The organism is uncultured Thalassolituus sp., from assembly GCF_950066645.1.
Classification (GTDB): Bacteria; Pseudomonadota; Gammaproteobacteria; order Pseudomonadales; family Oceanobacteraceae; genus Thalassolituus.
The window spans coordinates 93,775-110,459 of sequence record NZ_CATMFB010000008.1 but is presented as its reverse complement, the minus strand read 5'-3'; the positions used below and the strand labels follow the sequence as shown (position 1 = coordinate 110,459).

Annotated in this window: 17 protein-coding genes; 9 read left to right on the top strand and 8 right to left on the bottom strand. The window is 53.6% G+C overall.

What is annotated here, in order from left to right:
• Nucleotides 1-26: 26 nt before the first annotated feature.
• From Q1L85_RS08940 to yacG, 4 genes are read left to right on the top strand one after another with little or no spacing between them, the layout of a single operon-like run.
• Nucleotides 27-1,256 (top strand): type II secretion system F family protein, encoded by a 1,230-nt coding sequence (locus tag Q1L85_RS08940; protein ID WP_300424987.1) that lies wholly within the window; start codon nt 27-29, stop codon nt 1,254-1,256.
• 11 nt (nt 1,257-1,267) lie between these two features.
• A complete protein-coding gene (locus Q1L85_RS08935; protein WP_300424985.1) occupies nt 1,268-2,137 on the top strand; it encodes an A24 family peptidase in 870 nt (289 codons plus the stop codon).
• 50 nt (nt 2,138-2,187) lie between these two features.
• A complete protein-coding gene (coaE, locus tag Q1L85_RS08930) occupies nt 2,188-2,784 on the top strand; it encodes a dephospho-CoA kinase (RefSeq protein ID WP_300424984.1) in 597 nt (198 codons plus the stop codon).
• 28 nt (nt 2,785-2,812) lie between these two features.
• Nucleotides 2,813-3,034, top strand: a complete 222-nt coding sequence (gene yacG, locus Q1L85_RS08925; protein WP_370292806.1) for a DNA gyrase inhibitor YacG — start codon at nt 2,813-2,815, stop codon at nt 3,032-3,034.
• A 6-nt stretch (nt 3,035-3,040) separates the two neighbouring features.
• Here yacG and Q1L85_RS08920 read toward each other — a convergent pair whose 3' ends face one another.
• The 5 genes from Q1L85_RS08920 to Q1L85_RS08900 all read right to left on the bottom strand — a co-directional run bounded on the left by Q1L85_RS08920 (nt 3,041) and on the right by Q1L85_RS08900 (nt 9,329).
• On the bottom strand, nt 3,041-4,225 hold the full coding sequence (locus tag Q1L85_RS08920) for a hypothetical protein (protein ID WP_300424983.1): 1,185 nt from the start codon (nt 4,223-4,225) through the stop codon (nt 3,041-3,043).
• Between the two features lie 95 nt (nt 4,226-4,320).
• Nucleotides 4,321-6,882, bottom strand: coding sequence for a LuxR C-terminal-related transcriptional regulator (locus tag Q1L85_RS08915; protein ID WP_300432898.1), 2,562 nt, complete (start codon nt 6,880-6,882; stop codon nt 4,321-4,323).
• 81 nt (nt 6,883-6,963) lie between these two features.
• Nucleotides 6,964-7,677, bottom strand: a complete 714-nt coding sequence (locus Q1L85_RS08910; protein WP_300428317.1) for a PepSY-associated TM helix domain-containing protein — start codon at nt 7,675-7,677, stop codon at nt 6,964-6,966.
• A complete protein-coding gene (locus Q1L85_RS08905) occupies nt 7,661-8,215 on the bottom strand; it encodes an FMN-binding protein (RefSeq protein ID WP_300432896.1) in 555 nt (184 codons plus the stop codon). The genes Q1L85_RS08910 and Q1L85_RS08905 overlap by 17 nt, the downstream gene beginning before the upstream one ends.
• On the bottom strand, nt 8,196-9,329 hold the full coding sequence (locus tag Q1L85_RS08900; RefSeq protein ID WP_300428315.1) for a porin: 1,134 nt from the start codon (nt 9,327-9,329) through the stop codon (nt 8,196-8,198). The genes Q1L85_RS08905 and Q1L85_RS08900 overlap by 20 nt, the downstream gene beginning before the upstream one ends.
• Before the next feature lie 245 nt (nt 9,330-9,574).
• Between Q1L85_RS08900 and leuS the strand changes: the two genes are divergently transcribed.
• The 4 genes from leuS (at nt 9,575) to Q1L85_RS08880 (ending at nt 14,490) form a co-directional block, all read left to right on the top strand.
• On the top strand, nt 9,575-12,154 hold the full coding sequence (gene leuS / locus Q1L85_RS08895) for a leucine--tRNA ligase (protein WP_300428319.1): 2,580 nt from the start codon (nt 9,575-9,577) through the stop codon (nt 12,152-12,154).
• A gap of 1 nt (nt 12,155) precedes the next feature.
• Complete coding sequence (gene lptE / locus Q1L85_RS08890; protein ID WP_300432894.1) at nt 12,156-12,638, top strand: LPS assembly lipoprotein LptE; 483 nt, start codon at nt 12,156-12,158, stop codon at nt 12,636-12,638.
• The gene (holA, locus tag Q1L85_RS08885; RefSeq protein WP_300428408.1) at nt 12,635-13,654 is read left to right on the top strand and encodes a DNA polymerase III subunit delta; all 1,020 of its coding nucleotides are present in this window, start codon (nt 12,635-12,637) and stop codon (nt 13,652-13,654) included. Before lptE ends, holA begins: the two co-directional genes overlap by 4 nt.
• A gap of 242 nt (nt 13,655-13,896) precedes the next feature.
• Nucleotides 13,897-14,490, top strand: coding sequence for a hypothetical protein (locus Q1L85_RS08880; RefSeq protein ID WP_300428407.1), 594 nt, complete (start codon nt 13,897-13,899; stop codon nt 14,488-14,490).
• Here Q1L85_RS08880 and Q1L85_RS08875 read toward each other — a convergent pair.
• A complete protein-coding gene (locus Q1L85_RS08875; RefSeq protein ID WP_300428406.1) occupies nt 14,467-15,321 on the bottom strand; it encodes a sugar nucleotide-binding protein in 855 nt (284 codons plus the stop codon). The genes Q1L85_RS08880 and Q1L85_RS08875 overlap by 24 nt on opposite strands.
• Before the next feature lie 103 nt (nt 15,322-15,424).
• On the opposite strand from Q1L85_RS08875, the gene Q1L85_RS08870 reads away from it, so the two are divergent.
• The gene (locus Q1L85_RS08870; protein WP_373914789.1) at nt 15,425-15,964 is read left to right on the top strand and encodes a YbhB/YbcL family Raf kinase inhibitor-like protein; all 540 of its coding nucleotides are present in this window, start codon (nt 15,425-15,427) and stop codon (nt 15,962-15,964) included.
• Between the two features lie 5 nt (nt 15,965-15,969).
• Here Q1L85_RS08870 and Q1L85_RS08865 read toward each other — a convergent pair whose 3' ends face one another.
• Nucleotides 15,970-16,344, bottom strand: coding sequence for a hypothetical protein (locus Q1L85_RS08865; protein WP_300428405.1), 375 nt, complete (start codon nt 16,342-16,344; stop codon nt 15,970-15,972).
• 67 nt (nt 16,345-16,411) lie between these two features.
• Nucleotides 16,412-16,666, bottom strand: coding sequence for a DUF2175 domain-containing protein (locus Q1L85_RS08860; protein WP_300428403.1), 255 nt, complete (start codon nt 16,664-16,666; stop codon nt 16,412-16,414).
• Nucleotides 16,667-16,685 lie beyond the last annotated feature (19 nt).

Below are 16,685 nucleotides of genomic sequence, written 5' to 3'. Positions count from 1 at the left end.
GCCGGAATTACGGAATCCGAAAGACTATGGCAAAAGCAACAAAAACAAGCATGTTCGTATGGGAAGGCGTTAACCGTCGCGGTCAGGCCGTTAAGGGTGAGATGTCATCGGCGAATTCTGCTCTGGTTAAAGCACAGTTGCGGAAACAGGGCATTGATCCGAAAAAGGTTAAGAAGGCTCCTCAACCTCTTTTTGGTATCGGTGGAGGGCCGAAAAAGAAGCGTATCAAGTCTTCGGATATCACCTTCTTTACCCGCCAGATGGCCACTATGGTTAAGTCTGGCGTGCCGCTCGTACAGTCTTTCGATATTGTTGCCGATGGTGTCGATAACCTCAGCCTGAAGCAGGTAATCTTTGAGATACGCGATTCAGTCGCCTCAGGTAACGACTTTGCAGCAGCACTGAAACAACACCCGAATCTGTTCGATGAACTCACCTGTAACCTCGTAGAGTCCGGTGAACAGGCCGGCACCCTGGAAAGCATGCTGGAAAAGGTGGCTGTTTATAAAGAGAAGACGGAAGCACTGAAGGCAAAAATCAAAAAAGCCATGATGTACCCTGCCATTACACTACTGGTGGCGTTTGCGGTAACTGTCATCCTTCTGGTTAAAGTCGTACCGTCCTTTGATGCTATGTTTCAGAGTTTTGGTTCGGAACTGCCTGCTCCGACACAGTTTGTAGTTAACCTGTCCGAATTTGCGCAGGAATATTATCTTTACGTCATTGGTGCGATCGTCATTATCGGCGTTATTTTTAACCAGGCATTGTCTAAGTCTCCAAACTTCCGGGATAACTTTGAACGCGCGCTCCTTCAGGTTCCTGTTGTAGGCAACCTGATCAAACAGGCGGCTGTTGCCCGTTATGCCAGGGTACTTTCCACTACCTTCGCAGCCGGTGTGCCACTAGTGGATGCACTGGATTCGGTCGCCGGCGCAGTGGGCAATTCTGTCTACCGGGACGCGGTACTGGACATTCGCGATGAAGTCGCTTCTGGCCAACAGATGCATCTGGCTATGCGCTCCGTAAAGATCTTCCCTAATATGGTCGTACAGATGACCAGTATCGGCGAAGAGTCCGGCGCACTGGATACCATGCTGGGTAAAGCCGCTAACTACTACGAAGATGAAGTAGATAATGCTGTGGATAGCCTTACAGCGATGATTGAGCCTATGATTATGGTCTTTCTGGGTGTGGTCATCGGCGGCCTTATCGTTGCGATGTATCTTCCTATCTTCCAGATCGGTGATGCAATCTGATGCAGGAAATCATGCAACTGATCGCCGCCGAGCCGGTTCTGCAGTATTCCCTGATTGCGATACTGGGATTGCTTATTGGCAGCTTTCTTAACGTTGTCATTCTGCGCTTCCCGATTATGTTGTACCGCAACTGGAAGCAGGAGTGCGAAGGTATGGCAGAAGAACTGCCAGACCACCCTGCCGTTAAAGATCTCAGCAAACCCTACAACCTGGTGACACCTGCCTCTCATTGCCCGGGATGTGGTTCACCGGTGAGGGCCTGGCAGAATATTCCTGTCATCAGCTATCTGTTTCTGCGCGGAAAGTGTGGGAGCTGTAAAACCCGCATCAGTCCACGTTATCCTGTTGTAGAACTGGTGACGGCAGCGATGAGTGCCGTGCTGGTTCTGAAATTTGGCTGGGGCTGGCCACTGGCGGCAATGCTGATCTTTACCTGGTTATTGATCGCTATGTCGGTCATTGATATCGACCACCAGATACTCCCTGACGGAATGACTCTGGGCCTCCTCTGGCTGGGATTATTGATCAACTCACAGGGACTGTTCACCGATCTCGAATCAGCGGTGTTCGGAGCAGCTCTGGGGTATGGAGTGCTCTGGAGTTTCTTCTGGATATTTAAGTTACTGACCGGCAAAGATGGTATGGGCTACGGGGATTTTAAGCTCCTGGCTGCGTTGGGCGCATGGCTGGGCTTTCAACAACTGTTGACCATTATTATTCTCTCAAGCGTTGTTGGTGCTGTGGTTGGTGTTATCGGCATCGCGATCCTTGGCCGTGATCGTCAGTTACCTATTCCGTTCGGCCCCTATCTGGCCGCAGCAGGCTGGATAGCCGCACTCTGGGGTGATGATATAACCCGCTGGTATTTCTCAACGATCTGACAGGCCTCACTTACCGAGCGTCTGTCATCAGCACTCATAACAGATTCGCCATGCTTATTATTGGACTGACAGGTGGTATTGGCAGCGGTAAAACGGCCGCCAGTGATTTTTTTGCAGACGCGGGTATTCAGGTCGTCGATGCAGATATTGTCGCGCGGGAAGTCGTCGAACCGGGCGAGCCTGCCTGGCAGGCCATCAAACATCGTTATGGCCAATCTGCTCTGCTGGAAGACGACACGCTTAATCGCGCATGGCTGCGTCAGAAAGTGTTTTCCGATCCTGCTGAGCGACAATGGCTCGAAGGCGAAACACACCCCAGAATCCGCGAAAGTCTGATTCGTCAGCTATCTGAAGCCAGCTCACCCTACGCTATTCTGGTGTCGCCTCTGCTGTTTGAAAGCGGTCAGAGCGAACTGGTCAGCCGCACATTAGTCGTTGATGTACCCGTGGAAACTCAGGTTGAAAGGGCCTGTGCCCGTGATGCCAACGCCGAAGACCAGATCCGCCGGATAATCGCTGCGCAGATCCCCCGGGAAGAGCGCTTGAGCAAAGCGACAGAGGTCGTTGATAATAGCGGCTCACCCGATGACCTGTATAAGCAGCTGCTAGCTCTGCACGAGAAGTATCTGACGCTGTCACAGGCTTAATCTGTTACGACGCTATCCGGAGATCCCTGTGGAAGTAAAATGCCCGACCTGCCAGAACTCAGTCGCATGGACACCAGAGAGCAAATATCGCCCTTTCTGCAGCGAGCGCTGTAAGCTGATTGATCTTGGCGAGTGGGCCAGCGGCGGCCACGCAATTCCTGGCAAACCACTGGAAGATGAACTGATGTCAGGAGATGTCGATCGTCTGCACATTGAACGCCCGGCAAACGACCCTTTCGATTCGCACTGAGATGACTCAGTGTGGCTGACTGATTCCGGGCAGGTGATCCACCAACTGCAATAACGCCTGGGTATCTACATGCTCCTGACTGACTGCAGTCCCGAGCTTACCCAGAACATCCTTCAGATCGGTGTCCATGCGGAGCCCTTCATTAAACACACGGTTAGCTGCAACGATACCTTCTTCCATAATTTTCTGGATAGCCCGTTCCTGAGACTCATCCATACCCAGAAACTGAATTTCGCGTTCAATGCCATCAGCGATGTCTTCAACGACATCTGCAATCCGGGTCATGACTTCGTGATAGCCATGATCCACCTTGTCCATCAGATCCGTCATAGAAGCGGTAAGACGGCATACCAACTGACTCTCCAGCTTCAGTGATTCGATGTCATCAAGTGCGGTGACGCGGGCATCAAGCCCCTGGAGCAGCGAAAAGACATTATCTTTGATCGCCCCATACTTTTTCTCGTCCCCGACGGGCATGTTCTTAACCAACAGGGAGACATTGCCGTAGTTCATGATTGAGCGGCGACCAAAATCGACATATCGCCCCTGATCCTTACATTCTTCCATCAGGGTGGATTCAAGGTCTTTAGCCATTCCGTTAGGTTCCATATTCTTGTTACCAAAACGGCTACGCATCTGCAGAGAACAGTTGATGTGATAGCTCTTCAGTGCCTGAAACAGGCGCATTCCTGCTTCATCCAGGTTATTGCACTTATTGATATCGAGCAGAAACTGAATATTTACGCCAAGGTCGGAGGTATCTGACATGGCGATAAAAGCCATCTCATTAGCTTTATTCAGCTGGATCTTCAGCTGATCGTTCGCCACTTTGTTGAAAATCACGCGCATCAGTCTGGCCTGAAGCTCGCCCTCAGCCTCAGACTGAATAAGGTCATCAACGCCCGCATCGTAAAATGCCATGCGTTCGTTCAGAGTGTGCTCACCGTGTGCCAGAACGACCACAGGAACGGGCGCTGTTTCTTCGTCATCTTTGAAGGTAGATACACAAGCCAGGGCTTCATCTGTGGACATACCCCGTTCTATTACAAGCAAAAGCTTCACATCGCCTGCCTGGTAGTCCTGGCGCGCTTCGTCGAAGGTTGTAACCGGATTGATATCGTATGCCGTTCCCAGCTGGCGGGCCAGTGACTCGTGATCACTACTGCCCAATACCACTACTCTGTGTTTCATGCCCAGTTTCCCGAGGTTTTTATACAGGTTTAGCTGAGGCTACAGATTTTTACCAACGTAAGTTACACAGCTTATACGAAAGTCAGATGGCCTGATCAGATAATCATCAGTTCTTTAGCTTTGTGGATAGCCTGCGTGCGGCTGCGTGTTCCCAGCTTCACATTGACCTTCCGGGCGTGCGTCTTGACCGTATGCAGAGAAATATAGAGTTTGTCAGCGATATCCTGATTTGAGTGCCCTTGGGCCATCAGCTGCAGTACGTCCTTTTCGCGGTCGCTCAGAGCAGCCATAGGGCCGGTGGCTGGCGACTGGGTTATTTCCGGAACATTCAGAAACGACGCGAGATCCGGAAGCCAGTTATGCAGCTGCTGGTTCAGCCCCTCTGCTCGGAAAGTTTTACGCACAATTTCAATCTGACGCATGCTCTCAGCGTGTTGCTGAGTCATGACCAGTGCACCTGAGCGGATCAGCCGGATGAACGTCGACATAAAGCCCTGAGGGGTGTGACGAAGCCAGTGCTCTGTTAACTGCAGACATTCTTCCAACTGCCCACTCATCAGAAGCAGGCGGGCCCGCGTCAACAGAGCAAAGCCGGGAAGAAGGGAGCCGTACTCGCAACGCGCAACTCCAGCGCTGTCTGCATCGGTCAGCAAAGCCTCCAGGCATTCGTGGGCTCTGCGATACTTGGCCTGTGATATCCAGATGTTTGCGCGTACGGTATGCAACCAGGCGTAACCGGTAATTTCCACCTGTTGTTCCTGCAGATGACGCTCGCCCTCATCAAGCACACTCAGGGCCAGGCCATGACTCCCCTGCCCCATAAAATTCAGTGCTCTGATAGCGTAACCATAGGCCGCAGCGGGGTCACTGCGCTGTTCACAGGTATACAGAGCCTGAGACATAAGCTCATCAAACGTATCGGCACCTGAGCCCGTAATCCAGCTTACCGCTCCCTGCAGCACCAGAAGACGGCCGTGTGCCATAGACGCTTCGCTTTCGGCGGAGCTTCTCGCAACACTCAGCCCCTGACTGAGTACATCCAGACAACGGTTCACGTGTCCGCGGTTAAATTCGATACGACCATGATCAAGATGAGCCATAGCCTCCAGTGCTTTTTCACGGGTTTTCCGGGCAATATCGAGAGAAAAACGATTCCACAACCGGGCGCCGTCGGCATCACGATGCGCGAGTGCAACCCCCGATAACATGGATGCGCAGAGAAAACGGGTGCTGAAACGCTCAGCAGGGAGCTGTTCTAAGGCCATACGACAGAGACGCTCAGCCCGCGAGAGCTGACCACTCATCCCCGCCAGGTAGCCCTGCAGCGCATTAATATCGCCATCCTGAATCTGTGGCAAAGCTGCAAAACGCTCAATCAGGGCTTCTGCACTGGTCAGACGATACGAGAGTAAATGAGTCCAGCAGGCGACGCGCAGCAGATCGGTTGAGGCGAACAGCTGATCATCATTCAGTTGAATAAACCAATCAAGAAGCCCCCGGATATCCAGCCCGGCGAGAATAGATTCTGACTGGCCTTCCAGCCAACCGACGGATTCATCACTGATGTCGCCCTGGCAGGCGTGATACAGCGCCGCCATAGGCTCATCGCGATCACGAAACCAGTCATACGCGGCGGAATGAATCTGTGCCCGTTGAGACTGAGGGAAGGTTCGCGACAGGCATTGTGAAATCATCGGCGACATCCGGTACCATTCCGGCCGCCCCGGGACCTCCGTCAGGTACAGTTCAGATCTGAGGAGTACCCGAAGATCATCATGTACCCCACCACCAACAACATGCCCGGCAAGTGTTTCGTTGAACGTACCGAGTAACGCAACGGAACGGAGCAACAACTGCTGTTCTGAGGTCAGACGATTGATCACCTCACCGGCGAGATAATCGCTCATCTCAGCCATCCCCAGCTCATCACTCCAGTGTTCAGGCATTCCTGCACAACGCCAGGCCAGCAGCCATAGCGCGAGTCCGGCAGCCCAGCCCTCGGTACGCCTAAGCAAAGATGCCTGCTGATCTGCTCGTAACATCACCTGTTGACGGTTCAGCCACTCGCTCAGTTCAGTCGCCTGAAACGCGAGGTCGTTTGCACGACACCATGAAACACCGGGATCAAGCAGCAGATGCCCTGCTGGAAAAGGCAGAGTCCGCCCTCCCAGTACAAGCTGCATATTCACCGGGCGATAGCGGATCAACAGACGCAGAATGTCATGGCTGTCAGCGCTCTGCAGACCTTCGATATCATCAATAAATAATGTGCAGGCGTGTCCGTTGTTGCCGATAGTATCGAGCATCATCAGCAGTTGCTGCTCGTCGTTCGCAGTGGCTGCATCAGGAGAAAATGACGTAAGGGCCGCACTGATGCCCTGAATCATCATGTGCGCATCACCATCAAACCGATCGCACTGATACCATGCAACCTGACGGCTTTCCGCCATAAACCGGGCAGAAGCCGCCATCAATGCAGTTTTTCCATATCCAGCAGGCGCAGTAATCACAACCGTCGCGCTGTCGGACAGCTTCTCCAGCAAGCGATCCGATCTGTCGATATAACCGGACGAAATCACCGGCACGGTGAGCTTGTGCGACAGTGTGTGCGGGGGGATATCTGCAGATAACGTGCGGGGCTGACTACTGGCTTCCATAACCCGTTCTTCTTATATCGTTCCGGAAATGACCTGTACGAATAAGAACAGATCGCTCAACGCCCGGCAATGCGGCAAATGTTACAGTCTGTTGCGCTGCCTCGACCACCATAACCAGAAACCTGACAATGACAGCATGATCAGCATCAAGGCCGCTGCATCCACGACCCATATACCGACGCTGCCAAACCAGCGACCGCTGTGCATATCCTGCATCAGCCGCTGCCAGCTGATCACGCGATTGGTCCCAGGCGAGCGTTCAGGCTGCGTCAACTCACCCGAGGCCACAGAATCCCCCAGTAGCAGAGCGTCTGAATCAAAACGATACCAGGCATCATTCTGGTGAATCGCAAGGCCACCATCACTCACACCCGGTAGAGCCTCAGGCGCCAGAGACGCCAGTGCGGGATCAAAGGATTCGATCAGAACCCAATCTTCAGCAAAGAGGTGCCACACGTCGTCACAGGCAACCAACTTTTCGTCTCCGGAAACCGCATATCCAATCAACTGATTACAGCCCGACAGCTGTCGGGGACCGAGAAACAGAATGGAGTCATGAGCCACTAACTGGCCGTCGGGGGTGAAAAATAACTGCTCATCCGGAATAAGGTCGCGGTAAGGCAGTAACAGCACCGGGCTCTGAGGATAAGTGCCCCCCAGATTCAGGCCACCGGTATGATTCAGAGCAACTCCCGTGACAGCGACAAAGATAATCACCAGAGCAGACGCCAGCCCGATTCGACGATGCCAGCGGTGAAAGAAGAAGCGTAACTGACGCCTACGTTGCGGATGCATGTTCCTCGCTTGCCCAACGCTGAAGAAGTAGCGCGAGTTTAGCGATTTTCTGCATGGTACGCACGGAATAGGTAGCACCGGATATGCCATCAACATGACCGGAGAGCTGGCCATCCTCCGTCAGTGAAAGGCCCTGGTACTGAGCGGTATATTGAGGCAGACGTATCTCATCGCCCCTGACTTCACGGAAGACCATCACTTCGATCCGTTCAATCCGGTCCGGCGTAGTGACCACCGCAAAGGTAATCGGTTTTTCTTTACCGATTTCACTGAGCGTCCAGAGATAGCGCCCATCTGAATACTTATATCTGATGCGGGCCTGCATCAGGTTCTTTCCGAGTAGAGCTTCCGCTTCAGAGCGACGCTCTGGAGTAATCCAGAGCGTGCCTGAACTGGGAAGAACTTCGTTGTACACCTCTTTCTGAATCTGGTCGGGGGTAAAATACGTTCCCCCGGCCAGCACCGGCATAACCGAAAACAAAGAAGCGAGAACAAAAGTCCGGATCACCAGAACAACCTCAGAAGCTGAAACCAACACCAAGATTGTAACCAGCCGCGCTGAATTCACCAGCGCTTTCCTGACGGAAGTAATCCGCTTTCAGGACTGCCGTTTCAGCCAACCAGTAGTTCACACCGATGTCATTCTGAGTTTTCTCAGAATCACTGCTGCTACCAGCCGCGTTGTCCCACATACTGTTACGGTAGAACACGCCAACTTTCTCGTTAATACGGTAAGACGGCTCGATGTAGAAGCCTTTCTGCTCGGAAGCACCAGCGATGACATCATCAACGTCAGAGTCGATGTTCCACTGCGCATAAAGCGCACGGACACCAAAACCGTTGTTTTCATAGACTGCGTGAGCTTCTACCAGACTTGCGCCAAGTTCGTCGTTGCCCGCGCCCTGCAACAGGTCATCCTGATACTGAGCTGTCAAAGCCAGCTCCAGGCCAGGAACAGCGGTGTACTTAACGCGAGCCGTATAAGCTGCTTTGTTAGCAGTCGCTTCTGCCACCTTCTGACGGCTTGAGCGCAGAGACTTAACACCGTCGAGAACGCCGTCATCCAGATCTGCCGCATTCAGACCAGAATGCATTGCCAGATCTACGGTCAGGCCATCAGCAGCCTTGGCAGTAACCATCACACCACCTTCCCACCAGGTCGTCGGAATGATATTTTTCTCGACGTTGTTACGCTCAACACCGTAGAAAGTATCTGGCTCGTGTGTTTCATTCAGAATACCCACAGGCATCAGGAACAGACCGGTTTTCACCTGAGTGGTGTCGTTCACATCTACTTCAACGTAGGCCTGCTCCAGCTCAACTTCACCCGGCTTACCATCACCCGCCAGACTGTGCTCCAGCTCGAGTTCAGAGAAGAAGCGAACACGATCGGTAAAATCTTTACCGAAGAACAGCACAAAACGGTGGTAGTCAATCTGGTTATCTGTGCCCTGATTCATATTCAGGTGCATTTCACCATAGCCGCCGATATACACCGGGTTGGCCGGAGCTGCGCTCTGCTGCTCCAGTGAATCTGCCAGCGCAGCAATCTGAGATTTCAGCTCATTAATCTGAGCCTGAGTCTCTGCATCAGCTGCGTTTACAGCATTGGACAGCGCGATAGCCGCGCCCAGAACTGCGATCTTTCTCATCGGGATTCTCCCTGTTTTTTTGGTTGCTTCGAGCGCGAGCCAGACTAACGAATGACAAATGTAAAGGCAAACAGAAGGAATTAGCATTTAAAATAATAATACTCGTAGTAAATGCCCTCGCGTGGAGGCCGTCTCCCTAGGCTGGCCGCGACCATTCAGGTAAACTCCTGACTCAGAAAACTGCGAATCCACGCCACCATCCGGCAAGGCCCAATAACAGCAAAGGCCCAGAAAAGCACATGACCATGCAAGACACTTATCAGCCCCAATCCATTGAATCTGCGGTACAGACGCAATGGGAAGAAAACCAGGTATTCAAAGCCGTTGTCGACAGCAACAAAGAGAAGTTTTACTGCCTGTCGATGTTCCCGTACCCAAGCGGCCGTCTACACATGGGGCATGTGCGTAACTACACCATCGGTGACGTGATCTCCCGTTATCAGCGCATGCAGGGCAAAAACGTCATGCAGCCAATGGGCTGGGACGCGTTCGGTCTGCCCGCTGAAAATGCCGCGATCAAGCATCAGGTCGCTCCGGCGAAGTGGACCAAAGAAAACATCGCTTACATGAAAGGCCAGCTGAAATCACTGGGTTTTGGTTACGACTGGGACCGTGAACTGGCCACCTGTGATCCTGAATACTATCGCTGGGAGCAGTGGTTCTTCACCACTCTGATCGAAAAGGGTCTGGCGTATAAAAAAGTCTCGGCGGTGAACTGGTGCCCGAACGATCAGACCGTTCTGGCAAACGAACAGGTGATTGATGGCTGCTGCTGGCGCTGTGACTCAGAGGTAGAGCGCAAAGAAATTCCACAGTGGTTTATCCGTATTACCGACTATGCCGAAGAACTGCTGAATGATCTCGACCAGCTGGATGGCTGGCCAGATCAGGTGAAGGCGATGCAGCGCAACTGGATTGGAAAGTCCCGTGGCATTCAGATGACATTCGGACTTAAAGACCGAGAAGACAATCTTGAGATCTATACCACCCGTCCAGACACCCTGATGGGCGTAAGCTATGTTGCCGTAGCCGCCGGTCACCCACTGGCAAAAGAAGCTGCTGCCAACAATGCCGACCTCGCCGCCTTTATCGATGAATGCAGCAAGTCAGGCACCGCAGAAGCCGACATGGCCACCGCCGAGAAAAAAGGCATGGCCACGGGCTTCACTGCGATACACCCGATCTCTGGCAAAGAAGTGCCTGTCTGGGTTGCTAACTTCGTACTGATGGAGTTCGGCACCGGTGCGGTGATGGCCGTGCCGGCACATGACCAGCGCGACTGGGAGTTTGCAACCAAGTATGGCATTGACATCCAACAGGTCATCGAGCCTGCCAATGGTGAAGAAATTGATCTGAGCAAAGAAGCCTTTACCGAAAAAGGCACCCTGATTAATTCTGGCGACTTCGATGGTCTTGGGTTTGATGCGGCTTTTGATGCCATTGCAGAGAAACTCAAAAGCGAAGGCAAAGGCGAGATCAAAGTAAATTACCGCCTGCGCGACTGGGGTGTCAGCCGCCAGCGTTACTGGGGCGCGCCTATTCCGGTCATCCGCACTCAGAACGGTGACACCATTGCGGCACCGGAAAGCCACCAGCCTGTGATTCTGCCAACTGACGTGGTGATGGACGGCGTCAACTCGCCAATCAAAAACAATCCTGAATTCGAGAACATCGAACTTGACGGTCAGCCGGCATTCCGCGAAACCGACACCTTCGATACCTTTATGGAATCGTCCTGGTACTACGCACGTTACTGCTCGCCGCAGGACGACACCCAGATGCTGGACCCGAAAGAAGCCAACTACTGGCTGCCTGTGGACCAGTACATCGGTGGTATTGAGCACGCGATTCTGCACCTGCTGTATGCGCGCTTCTTCCACAAGTTGCTGCGCGATGCCGGTCTGGTGAACTGCGACGAGCCATTTAAGAACCTGCTCACTCAGGGCATGGTACTGGCCGAAGCCTTCTCCTACACCACTGAAAACGGCGCCAAAGAGTGGGTTAACCCACTTGATGTGACTGTGGAACGTGACGAGAAAGGCCGCGTCATCGGTGCCAAGCGCACAGCAGACGGTCTGGAGCTCAAAGCCGCGGGCATGAGCAAGATGTCCAAATCGAAAAACAACGGTGTCGACCCTCAGGAAGCCATCAAGCAGTACGGTGCAGACACCGTACGCCTGTACACCATGTTCGCAGCGCCACCAGAGCAGACACTGGAATGGTCTGATTCCGGTGTTCAGGGTGCCCAGCGCTTCCTGCAGCGTGTATGGCGCTTAAGCTACGAACTGCTGCAACAGGCAGACCGTGGCAACCTCTCTGATCTGAACAAAGACGAAAAAGACGCGCGCCGCAAAGTACACGAAACCATTCAGAAAGTGAGTGATGACGTCGGCCGTCGCTACAGCTTCAACACCGGCATCGCCGCTGTGATGGAGCTGATTAATACATTGCAGAAGCAGAACCTTGAAAGCGCCGGTGCTCGTGCCGTCGTCGCCGAAGGTCTGGACGCTGTGGTGCGCATGCTGTCACCAATTGCTCCGCACATTGCGCAGTCTCTGTGGGAAGCCTTTGGCAATGACGGCCTGGTTCTTGATGCAGCCTGGCCAGTCGTTGATAAAAAGGCGCTGGAAAAAGACAGCATCCTGCTCATCGTTCAGGTCAACGGTAAGGTGCGTGCCAAGCTGGAAGCACCGGCAACCGCCAGTAAAGACGAACTGGAGGCCATGGCGATGGCGGACGACAGTGTAAAAGCCCAGATTGATGGCAAGACAGTGCGAAAAGTGATTGTCGTCCCGGGTAAGCTCGTTAACATCGTAGCAAATTAATATGCGCCACCTGATTACCGCTCTAACGCTTACACTGATCGCCAGCTGCGGCTGGCATCTGCGTGGCGTAACACCGCTTCCTGAGGGGTATCGCATAGTGCACCTGTCCGGGTACGAGAACACCGACCTGCACCAGACGCTGGCCGGGCAGCTGCGCTTCAACGGGGCCGTTGTGACTTCCTCTGCCGGGGATGCACCTGTCCTGATCGTCTTATCGGAGTACGACGTCGAGAAACGTACACTGTCAGTGAACAGCCTCGGGCAGGTCTCAGAATATGAACTGAACGGTTACCTCACGGCAGACATCGAGCGACAGCTCGACGGCCAGAAGCATCAGATCACAGTACACGCACGTCGCACCCTGCAGAACGATGTGAACAACGTCGTGGCAACTCAGCAGGAAGAACAGGCACTGCGCGCAGACCTGGACAGCGACCTGCGCACCCGGCTGCTACGACGCCTGCAGAAACTGGAACAGCCATGAAGATCCGTCTGGATCAGCTCACTCAGACGCTTTCCAGAGGACTGGTACCTGCTTACCTGGTCAGCGGTGACGACCCCCTGCTACAGATGGAAGCCTGCGACGAGATTCGTCAGGCTGTCAGAAACGCCGGGGTAGAAGAGCGGGAACTGTTCCACGCAGAAGCAGGGTTTGAATGGCGCAACCTGCTTGAAGAAGCCAACGCGATGTCGCTGTTCGCCAGCCGGCGTCTGCTTGAAGTGCGAATTCCGAATGGTAAACCGTCAGACAAAGGCGCAGCCCTTAAGTCGCTGCTGGAAAACCCCTCGGAAGACAACGTCCTGTTAATTATCTGCCCCCGCCTGGACGCAGCCGCTCAGAAAACTGCCTGGTACAAAGCCGTCGACAAGCAAGGCGTCGTACTCCCGGTCTGGCCCATCGAGCGAAATCAGTACCCGGGCTGGCTGAAGCGCAGACTCCAGATGGCTGGGCTACAGGCCGACCCTGCAGCCGTCGCGGCGCTTGCCCACCAGACAGAAGGCAATCTGCTTGCCGCCGTACAGGAAATTGAAAAGCTGCGCTTGTCGGGAGCTGACAGAATTACCGAGGAGCTGGTCAATGAGGCAACCGGTGACAGTTCCCGGTTTGATGCGTTCGGTCTCGCCGATACCTGCCTGAATGGCAACCTTGGTGAATCTAACCGTATGCTTGGCCACCTGCGTGCTGAGGGAAATGAGCCCATCATGGTACTCGGCGCCATGACCCGGAAAATCCGTCAGCTGATTGCGTTAAAGAACTGTTCCGGACAACAGCTGTCTGAAGGGTTCAAGCAGCAGAATATCTGGCCGAAGCAGCAACCCCCCTATAAGTCGGCGTTGCAGCGCCTTAGCCTGGATGATCTTCATCTGGCGCTGAGAACCGCTGAAGCAGCGGATGCCGCCGCAAAAGGCAGTGGAAATGACCCCTGGCTGCTACTGGCTCAGCTGGTCGTTATCCTCTCGGGACAGCATGACAGACTATTTACATTCAGCCTCAGCTAAACGTTAGATGAGTCACACTTTTTTCTGATGCCGGTGCCATACTTCATTGGCTAACAGGTGCTTTATTGCGTCGGCCCTTTGCCGCTTGGCAGTGCCAGAATGGCGGGAACAGACCAGAAATACGCCGTATTTTTGTCAGGGAGTGACAATTTTGGGCACCTGGGTGTAGTCAATCCTGATAAAGGATTCAATAATGCGCTTCCAAGCTCAGCACAAACCGCTGAACCGGAAAGGAGGATACGATGAACACAGCAGCACGCCAACAGAACAGTGATCTGGTCTGGGATCTCGAAAAGATCAACCAGCACCGACGCGCCATGAGTTTTGTGAAACAGTTTGAAAACCGTTTCTGCGTGTTCTCGTCGTCTGTCCGTCAGCTATACACCAACTACAGTATCTTCTTCCCGGAAGAAGCCCATCGCCAGATGGTGATTCTGCCTGACCCGTATGCATTTCACGACACCTTCAGCCATCTGAACCCGGATTCCGTCAGTGCGACGGGCCTGCACGTGATTCCAGGTAATCTGATCGGTAAACAGGGGCTGTATCTGGTGATCTCGCACAAAGACAAAAAAGTGCGCTCGGTGCCGATTCCCTTCCAGGAAGGTATGCGTCAGATCCTGCGCCGTACCAACAGCGAAGACCCATTCCTGCCAGTGCTGATGAAAGGCGATCTCAGAGAATTCAATGACAAGTTGCCTTGCCTTCATCTCCACCGCCTGCGCCTGAAAGATCTGAGTGGCCTGTCATCGCTGGAGCGTGAAAGTATCCGCAGTGTTATTACCGACAAGCTGATGGAACTGTATCAGCAGTCAACGACCTTCAACGCTGGTTGATTGAGAGTCATCGGCGCGATAGTAGCGCCGTACCGCACGTGCAAGCCCCTTCCTCCAGGCCTTCTGTTTAATCCCGAACGTGTGAAATAACTTCTGATGATCCGCAACTGGTGTCCAGAGCTCAGGCATAAGTGCGCCAGACTCCGTCGAAAGAGTAGCACCCGACAGGTCCTCAAACTGCCCCGCCTCTGACAATAGCGCTTCAGCAAAGCTATAGGCATTGACTGCCTCAACACCTGAAAAGTGATAGAGCCCCCACAACCCGTCGCTGAGGTTAATCTGACGCAGAACCGCCAGGATCACCTCTGCGACATCTTCTGCGGGCGTCGGCTCAAACAGGCGCTGCATATCCAGCGCTGCGCCATTCTCTGTTCTCAGTTTATTAAGGACAAGCCCGGCAAAATCGTCCGCAGCCAGAGAAAATAACTGCCCAGCACGCAGAATCACATGCTGAGGATTGGACGCTGCAACACGTTCGAGGTCCAGAAAGTATTCGCTCATTTCAGAGTCGGTAAAGTCCGCACAATCCTCATTCACTGTCCCCGTTGCTCCTGCTTTACAGACAGCAAGCGTTGACAGAAGAATGACCACAGCATCTTCTTCTTTGGCGCGCTCCAGCCAGAACCTGGCATCTGCAAAGTCAGACGGATGATTAAATGACGGAGTCAGCACATACACGGGGCGCGCGCTTGACTGCAGCATTGGCCGCTCACGACTTTCAAGACTGATTCCACGATGTATAAGATTCTGTTTAGCCAGAAGACGCGACAGATATTGTCCGACCTGACGGTCGGCACCAATCACATAGGTATGGAAACTGCTGATAGCCAAAGGGAGGTTCCTGCGGTACAAAGATTGAAAAGTCGTCAGGTTATCACCACAGACGTACTGACGTACACTTTTGACACAACCAACTGCGTAACAAGGAGAGCTCATGAAAAACGCACTAATCGCCCTGACCCTGGTTTCCGGTCTGGCGCAGGCAGAGATGTCACTGAAAAGTACCGATATCAGTCACGGCGAGGCGATGCCTAAAGCACAGGAATTTGCCGGGTTCGGCTGTGACGGCGACAACCTGTCTCCTCAACTGAGCTGGTCAGGTGCGCCCGAAGGAACAAAAAGCTTTGCCGTGACCGCTTACGATCCGGATGCACCGACAGGCAGTGGCTGGTGGCACTGGGTCGTGTTCAATATTCCGGCAACGACGTCTGTGCTCGCAAGCGGAGCAGGATCGGAAGGCGGTACGCTTCCTGAGGGGGCTGTCCAGAGCAGAACAGATTACGGCGTGCCGGGATTTGGTGGGGCCTGTCCACCGCGCGGCGATAAGGCACACAGATATCAGTTCACTGTATTTGCGCTGGACACAGAAACACTGGATCTGGAGCCCGACAGCTCAGGGGCTCTGGTCGGTTACTTTCTGAACAGCCATGTCATCGAAAAAGTGACACTGGAAGCAACCTACCAGCGTCCGTAATCCCATCAATCGCCCAGCGCCAGCCGTAACAGCTCGTTATGGTTGCGCAGGGCATCTTCCCGCCCAAAGAAGAGACGGACGTCATTCAGTCCTATCAGCAGAACGTATCCACCTGCCAGACCGGCGTACCCAGCCCGATGCTCAGTCAGTAAGTTCCCGGAGTCAGGCAATGTATGTCCGGCAGGAAACCCGGCAGAACGGATAAACCCCTTGCCCAGCGCATCTGTACAGTCACCCGGTCGGCGGTACAGCGACAGACTGTCGCGGCCAATCACCAACGCATGCCCGTTGATCAGCTCAGCTTCCTCTGCGCAGACGCCACTAGGGAGTTCAACACGGGAGTGCCGACGGATCAGGTCTGAAGAATTCTGGATTATCATGGGTTAGCCACCGGGTCGTCAGGAATACGACGGGCAGTGTAATCAAGACAGGAGTCAGGTGCGAGCCTCAGAACAGCTCAACATCACCATTAGAGCCCGGGTCAGCTTGTTTCCGGCGCCGGTCATTGTCTTCCGCCAGCACCAGATCCCGCAGGTCGGCAAGCTCATCATCAGAAAGAGCACCAATATCAAGACGCTGAAAAGTGCGCTTCAGAGCAGAATGCGCCTGATAACAGGTCTGATGCGCCGGGCCCATAGAGGGCACAGTGACACCGGTTTTACCGAAAACGAGTTTGTGGCAGAAGACACAATTAAGAGACATGGCGCTCCCCGGAGGTCAT

Bases quoted from the DNA above. Each gene is read 5' to 3' on its own strand.
- Q1L85_RS08940 (WP_300424987.1), top strand. From the start codon at position 27: ATGGCAAAAGCAACAAAAACAAGCATGTTCGTATGGGAAGGCGTTAAC.
- Q1L85_RS08935 (WP_300424985.1), top strand. From the start codon at position 1,268: ATGCAACTGATCGCCGCCGAGCCGGTTCTGCAGTATTCCCTGATTGCG.
- coaE (WP_300424984.1), top strand. From the start codon at position 2,188: ATGCTTATTATTGGACTGACAGGTGGTATTGGCAGCGGTAAAACGGCC.
- Q1L85_RS08920 (WP_300424983.1), bottom strand. From the start codon at position 4,225: ATGAAACACAGAGTAGTGGTATTGGGCAGTAGTGATCACGAGTCACTG.
- Q1L85_RS08915 (WP_300432898.1), bottom strand. From the start codon at position 6,882: ATGGAAGCCAGTAGTCAGCCCCGCACGTTATCTGCAGATATCCCCCCG.
- Q1L85_RS08910 (WP_300428317.1), bottom strand. From the start codon at position 7,677: ATGCATCCGCAACGTAGGCGTCAGTTACGCTTCTTCTTTCACCGCTGG.
- Q1L85_RS08900 (WP_300428315.1), bottom strand. From the start codon at position 9,329: ATGAGAAAGATCGCAGTTCTGGGCGCGGCTATCGCGCTGTCCAATGCT.
- leuS (WP_300428319.1), top strand. From the start codon at position 9,575: ATGCAAGACACTTATCAGCCCCAATCCATTGAATCTGCGGTACAGACG.
- lptE (WP_300432894.1), top strand. From the start codon at position 12,156: ATGCGCCACCTGATTACCGCTCTAACGCTTACACTGATCGCCAGCTGC.
- holA (WP_300428408.1), top strand. From the start codon at position 12,635: ATGAAGATCCGTCTGGATCAGCTCACTCAGACGCTTTCCAGAGGACTG.
- Q1L85_RS08880 (WP_300428407.1), top strand. From the start codon at position 13,897: ATGAACACAGCAGCACGCCAACAGAACAGTGATCTGGTCTGGGATCTC.
- Q1L85_RS08870 (WP_373914789.1), top strand. From the start codon at position 15,425: ATGAAAAACGCACTAATCGCCCTGACCCTGGTTTCCGGTCTGGCGCAG.
- Q1L85_RS08865 (WP_300428405.1), bottom strand. From the start codon at position 16,344: ATGATAATCCAGAATTCTTCAGACCTGATCCGTCGGCACTCCCGTGTT.
- Q1L85_RS08860 (WP_300428403.1), bottom strand. From the start codon at position 16,666: ATGTCTCTTAATTGTGTCTTCTGCCACAAACTCGTTTTCGGTAAAACC.